This window comes from Streptomyces sp. NPDC057654, from assembly GCF_042800135.1.
In the GTDB taxonomy this organism is placed as follows: Bacteria; Actinomycetota; Actinomycetes; order Streptomycetales; family Streptomycetaceae; genus Streptomyces.
Map to the genome: position 1 here is coordinate 2,756 of NZ_JBHVHQ010000329.1, position 5,852 is coordinate 8,607.

Here is a 5,852-nt window from a genome sequence, read left to right on the forward strand (position 1 = left end):
GGCCGGAGCCTCCGGCGCCGACGGAGCGTGCGGAGAAGGCAGAGCCCGCCGAGCGGAAGACCGGGCAGAAGAAGGAGGCCAAGCGGCTGAAGTGGCCGGAGATGAAGATGCCCTCCGCGCCGCTCTCGGCCGCCATACCGCCACCGTCACCGCCGCCCCCTCCGCCCCCTCCCCCGCACCCTGCCGCCCCCGAACGGGCGCCGGAGCGGCCCCCGGAGCGTACCCGCGCCCCCGAGCTGGGGATCTGGCTGCTGCTGGCGGCGGCGCTCGGCCTGTACTGGCTGCCGCTGCGCACGCTCGGCGATGTGTCGCTGGACGACATGGGCGGGCTCGGGCTGATCTCCGTACTGCCGGGGGCGACGCTGCTGGGCGCCGCGCTGCTGGTCCTGGCGTTCGCCTCCGCGCTGTGGCTGGGGCGGCCGAGGCGCGGGCTGCTGCTGGCGATCGTGCTGCTGACGGTGGTGTCGCTGCACGCGGTGCCCGCGGTGCTGGAGAGCGAGCCGAGGTTCGCGACGGCGTGGCAGCACGTCGGCTTCCTGGACTTCATCGACCGGACCGGCACGACGGCGCCCGACCTGGACGCCCGCTGGAGCTGGCCGGGGTTCTTCGCGGCGGCGGCGTTCGTCGCGAAGGCGTGCGGCGTCGACGACCTGTCCGGGGTGTTGCGCTGGTGGCCGCTGGTCATCCAGCTGCTGTACCTGGCCCCGTTCATGCTGCTGCTGAAGGCGGTACGGGCGGGCTGGCGGGCGAAGTGGACGGCGGCGTGGCTGTTCGCGCTGTGCGGCTGGGTCGGCCAGGACTACTTCTCGCCGCAGGCCCTGAACTATCTGATCTATCTGCTGTTCGTGGCCGTGCTGCTGGTGTGGTTCCGCTGGCCCAGGCCGCTGCGCGGCAAACGGCTGCCGGGCGAGAGCGAGGTCGAACCGGTCGGCCGCCGGGAGCAGGCGGCGCTGCTGGCGGTGCTGATCGGCCTGTTCGCGGCCTCGGTCGCCAGCCATCAGCTGACCCCGTTCGTGATGCTGGGCGTGCTGACCGTGCTGGTCCTGGCGCGCCGCTCGACGCTGCGCGGGCTGCCGCTGCTGTGCTGCGTGATGCTGGTGGTGTGGGTGGGGTTCCTCGCGGAGCCGTACTGGTCCGGCCACTTCGACGAGTTGTTCGGCGGGCTCGGCTCGCTCGGCGGCAACCTCAACTCCTCGGTGTCCGGCCGTATCCAGGGCGGCAGCAGCACCCACAAGCTGGTGCTGTACGCGCGGGTGGCGCTCGCGGCGGGCATGCTGGCGCTCGCCGGGTACGGCTGGCTGCGGCGGCGCAAGGCCGGGCTGAGCGATGTATCGCTGCTGGTGCTGACGGCGGTGCCGTTCCTCGCCTTCGGCCTCCAGTCCTACGGCGGCGAGGTGGCGCTGCGCGTCTTCCTGTTCGCGCTGCCCGGTGCCTGCGTCCTGGCCGCCCTCGCGATCTTCCCGCGGACCGGCGGCGGGCGCGGCGCGCTCGGCCCGGCCGCCGCGCTGCTGGCGGGCCTCGTCCTGATCTTCGGCTTCCTGGTGGCCCGTTGGGGCAACGAGCCGTTCGAGCGGGTGCGGCCCGGCGAGGTCGCCGCGATGGACTACGTGTACGCGCACGACAAGCCGACCGCCCAGTTGCTGTGGCCGAGCAGCGACCCCGTCAACAGCGTCACGCCCGCCATGCCGTGGGGCGCCCGCGACATGGAGCGGGTGAACTACCGGGCGACGCAGGCGCCGCGCGACCCGGTGCTCGTGGACGACCTCGTCGAGGCGCTGCGGGACGCCGGCCCCAACGGCTATCTGATGATCAACCGCAGTCAGGCGGTCGCCCTCCAGCTCGACTCGGGGTACGCGCCGACCTGGGAGCAGCGGCTGCTGCGCGCCCTCGACGGGCGGCCCGAACTGCGCCGGGCGATGTCCAACGCGGACGCCACGATCTACCAGCTGGCGCAGCGCCCGGAGGGCCGGGCCGCGGACCCGGCCCCCGGACCGATCGGGCCGAAGATCACGTGGACGCCGATGTCGGTGGTGGGCGGGCTCGCGGCCGTGGCGCTGCTGGTGCTGCTCTCGGCGCGCGAGCTGGTGCGCGTCGCCATGCGGCCGGGCGTGCGCCAGCTGCGGTGGCTCCAGGGCAGTTTCTGGTTCTCGCTGCCGCTGCTCGCGGTGCTGCTGGTCTCGCTGATCCACCGCCTCTGGACCATGTCGTAGGAGTAGGAGACGGCCGGGTGCTCGTACGGGCTCGGGTTCCCCCTCCCGTACGGGCGCCGGCCGGCGCTACCGGTCCAGCCAGCGCACGCCGTAAGCGTCCATGTCGAAGCTACGGCCGTCGACCGACGCCTTGATGGGCCGGTCCAGGGTGTTGACGACCAGCACGTCCTTGTCGGAGGCGAGCGTCAGGACGTTGGGCCGGTCGTCGGCTGCGACGTCGACCTGGCGCAGCGGGGTGCCGGGCGGGAACGCCTTCTCGAAGCGGGAGAGCAGCTCCATCATCGGCAGTTCCTTGCCGCCGCCGTCCAGTTCGGTGCTGCGCCACAGGCAGCCGGGGCAGTCGGCGCCGGTGGTCTGCGGGTTCCAGTAGAAGGCGGCGGCCACGCCCGCGCGGGCCATCCGCAGCAGCGCGGCGGCCTGCACGGCGGTGCGGCGCTCCTCGCTCCAGCCCTTGCGGTCGTCATTGGCGTCCGGGGGCTCCACGTACCACTCGGCCCACCAGACGGGCAGACGGGTGGTCTGCCGCAGCCACTTGGTGACGTCGGCGAACTTCTGGGTGGCGGCGAACTCGTCGGGGATCAGCTCGTCGCCCTCGCGGGTGTAGCTGGAGCCGTCCACGGCGACGAAGTCGGCGCCTTCCTTGTGCCGGTTCCAGTACTCGACGGCGTCGAGGGAGCGCTGGTCGATGACGCCCCACGGGCCGCTCAGCGTCGAGGCGTTGGTGGCGTCGCCCGGCGGGTTGCTGTCCATCACCGCGTACGGGCCGCCGACCTGGTTGTCCTCGTTCTGCTTCTTGAGCTCCCGGTAGACCAGGTTGTAGAGCTCGGTGTAGCCCTCGTAGTCCCAGCGGTTCTTCTTGTTGTCGAAGAACCCCTTGAGCTCGTTCCAGACGATGAAGTGGCGGATGTCCGGGTAGCGTTCGGCGATCTTCCCGACGAGGTCGGCGAAGTCCTGGTAGTGCTCGGGCTCGGGCGCCTTCTCCAGCGACTTCTTCGACCAGTCGGTGTCCCCCTTGGCGCCGCCCTTCATCCAGTCGGGCGCGCAGCACAGAGTGAGCACGGGCGTCGCGCCGGTCTTGCGCATCAGCTCGACGCGCCGGTCGAGGTCGCTGAAGTCGTACTCGCCGGGCGCGGGTTCGGGGTTGTCCGCGCCCCACCCCATGATGTGCTGGTTCTGCGGCATGGGGTCGGCGGACAGCAGCGCGTCGGCGGACTTCTTGGCGGCGCCCTCCCCGTGGTCGGCGCTGTACTGGGTGTGGGTGAACCCCCAGCCCAGCTCGGCCGGCGAGGAGCCGCCGGGCTTCTTCGGGGTGCCGTACACCCCGGTGCGGGAGGAGGGCCCCGGTTCGGCGCCGCCGCCCGGCCAGCCGGTGCACATCGTGAGGGCGACCGCGAGCGCCACCGCGCCGGCCCCCATCAGGGTGAGGATCCGCCACCGCGCCCTCACCCGCGCCCGTAACCCCGACCGTCCCCCACCATGACGCCCCATGGACGGCAAGGGTATCGGCGCGCGCACCCCTTCCGGGGGCTTCCGGCCGAACAGTTCGCCAACTCCCCGGCGCGCCCTCCCGGCCTGCGCTCCCGGCCGGGCGGGAACCCGAAAATCTGTATACGCCGGGCGTTACGTGCCGGATCATGGGGGCATGTGCGCCGAGAACGACCCCGCGATCAGGAGGCAGACCCTGCCCACGACCCCCGCCGAAGCAGCCCTCCCCCTCCGGCTGACCATGGACGACAGCGATTCCTGCTCCGATGTCGTCGACGCCCTGTTCCTGGGCCGGTTCGCGGCCGGCGAGCAGCCCTACGCCCGCAGCCACTCCGTCGACCGCGTGCGGTCGGGCGCGACGCTGCTGCCCGCCGCGGCGACGGTGCTGCGCTCGGCCCGCGACGACGACCGCAGCGCGACGCTCGCCGAGGGCGACGGCTGGACGCTGCTGGTCTCCCGCTGGAACCGCGGCGCGGACGTCACCGTGACCGCCACCACCGACGAGCTGGCCGAGCGCGTGCTGGGCCAGGCCGTCGACGGCGCGGAGGACGAGCCGGAGCCGCAGCCCGACCACGTCACCATGGGCTTCTGGTACGTCTCCCCGCGGCGCGGGCCGCACCGCACCACCCGGCAGATCACCGCCGGGACGTGGGACGAGATCCGCCCCAACTACACGGCGCCGGTCGCCGACGCCATGGACCGGCTGATGAAGGTCACCCCGGACGACATCGCGGGCCGGCTGCTGCTCCTGCACGGCCCGCCCGGTACGGGCAAGACCTCGGCGCTGCGCACGCTGGCCCGTTCGTGGCGGGACTGGTGCCAGGTGGACTGCGTGCTGGACCCGGAGCGGCTCTTCAACGACGTCGGCTATCTGATGGACATCGCGATCGGCGAGGACGAGGGCACGGCGAAGGGCCGCTGGCGGCTGCTGCTCCTGGAGGACTGCGACGAACTGATCCGCGGCGAGGCGAAGCACACCGCGGGCCAGGCGCTCTCCCGCCTCCTGAACCTCACCGACGGGCTGCTCGGCCAGGGCCGCAACGTCCTGGTCGGCGTCACCACCAACGAGGACCTGGAGCGGCTGCACCCCGCGGTCGTACGGCCGGGCCGCTGCCTGGCCCGCATCGAGGTCGGCTCGCTGACCCGCAAGGAGTCGGTGGCCTGGCTCGGCCACGAGGACGGCGTCGGCCGCGACGGCGCGACGCTCGCGGAACTGTTCGCCCTGCGCCGCGGCACGGGCCCGGCATCGGTCCCGGCACAGCACGACGGCGCGGACGCGGGGCTGTACCTCTGACCTCCAAGAAGCCCCTGGTATCTCTTGCGTATCTCTGAAAACGGGAGTCACACAGTGAGTTCGGCCTCGGTCAACGGCATAACGGTCGGCTACGACGACGAGGGCGGCGGCGCGCCGCTGCTCCTCGTGCACGGCCATCCCTTCGACCGCTCGATGTGGGCGCCGCAGGTCGCGGCGTTCGCGGGGCCGTCGCGGCGGGTGATCGCCCCGGATCTGCGGGGCTATGGCGCGTCGAGCGTGGTGCCGGGGGTGACGCCGCTGTCCGTGTTCGCCGCGGATCTCGCGGCGCTCCTCGACCATCTGGGGATCGACGGCGCGGTGGTCGGCGGCCTGTCGATGGGCGGCCAGATCGTCATGGAATTTTACCGGCTCTTCCCGGAGCGGGTGCGGGGGCTGGTGCTCGCGGATACCTTCCCGGCCGCGGAGACCGAGGCGGGGAAGGCGGCGCGCAACGCGATGGCGGACCGGCTGCTGCGCGAGGGCATGGCCGGGTACGCCGACGAGGTGCTGGCCAAGATGGTCGCCCCGGCCAATGTGGCGGCGCTGCCGGAGGTCGCCGGGCAGGTGCGCCGGATGATGGCGGGCACCGCGCCCGAGGGCGCGGCGGCGGCGCTGCGGGGCCGGGCCGAGCGCCCCGACTACAGCGAGATGCTCACGCGGGTGGCGGTGCCCGCGCTGGTCGTGGTCGGGCGCGACGACGAGTACACGCCGGTCTCGGACGCCGAGGACATGCACGCGCGGCTGCCCGACTCGGAGCTGGTGGTGGTCGAGGGCGCGGCCCACATGCCGAATCTGGAGCGGCCGCAGGAGTTCGACAAGGCACTGGGGGCCTTTCTCGACCGGGTTCAGCCGGTGTCGTAGAC

At 72.8% G+C, this 5,852-nt stretch carries 4 protein-coding genes; 3 read left to right on the forward strand and 1 reads right to left on the reverse strand.

Annotated features, from left to right (window positions below; genetic code table 11):
- On the forward strand, positions 1 to 2,210 hold a 2,210-nt coding region (locus ACFU99_RS23130), incomplete at its 5' end, for a hypothetical protein (RefSeq protein WP_384394909.1).
- Positions 2,211 to 2,276: 66 nt separating this feature from the next.
- Here the strand turns inward: ACFU99_RS23130 and ACFU99_RS23135 are convergent.
- Entirely contained in the window at positions 2,277 to 3,698 is a 1,422-nt protein-coding gene (locus tag ACFU99_RS23135) for a xylan 1,4-beta-xylosidase (RefSeq protein WP_384394911.1), read from the reverse strand.
- Positions 3,699 to 3,936: 238 nt separating this feature from the next.
- Here ACFU99_RS23135 and ACFU99_RS23140 point away from each other — a divergent pair, with 238 nt between their 5' ends.
- Positions 3,937 to 4,989, forward strand: a complete 1,053-nt coding sequence (locus ACFU99_RS23140; protein ID WP_384394915.1) for a DUF5925 domain-containing protein — start codon at positions 3,937 to 3,939, stop codon at positions 4,987 to 4,989.
- A gap of 54 nt (positions 4,990 to 5,043) precedes the next feature.
- The gene (locus ACFU99_RS23145; protein ID WP_384394913.1) at positions 5,044 to 5,850 is read left to right on the forward strand and encodes an alpha/beta fold hydrolase; all 807 of its coding nucleotides are present in this window, start codon (positions 5,044 to 5,046) and stop codon (positions 5,848 to 5,850) included.
- Positions 5,851 to 5,852: the final 2 nt, after the last annotated feature.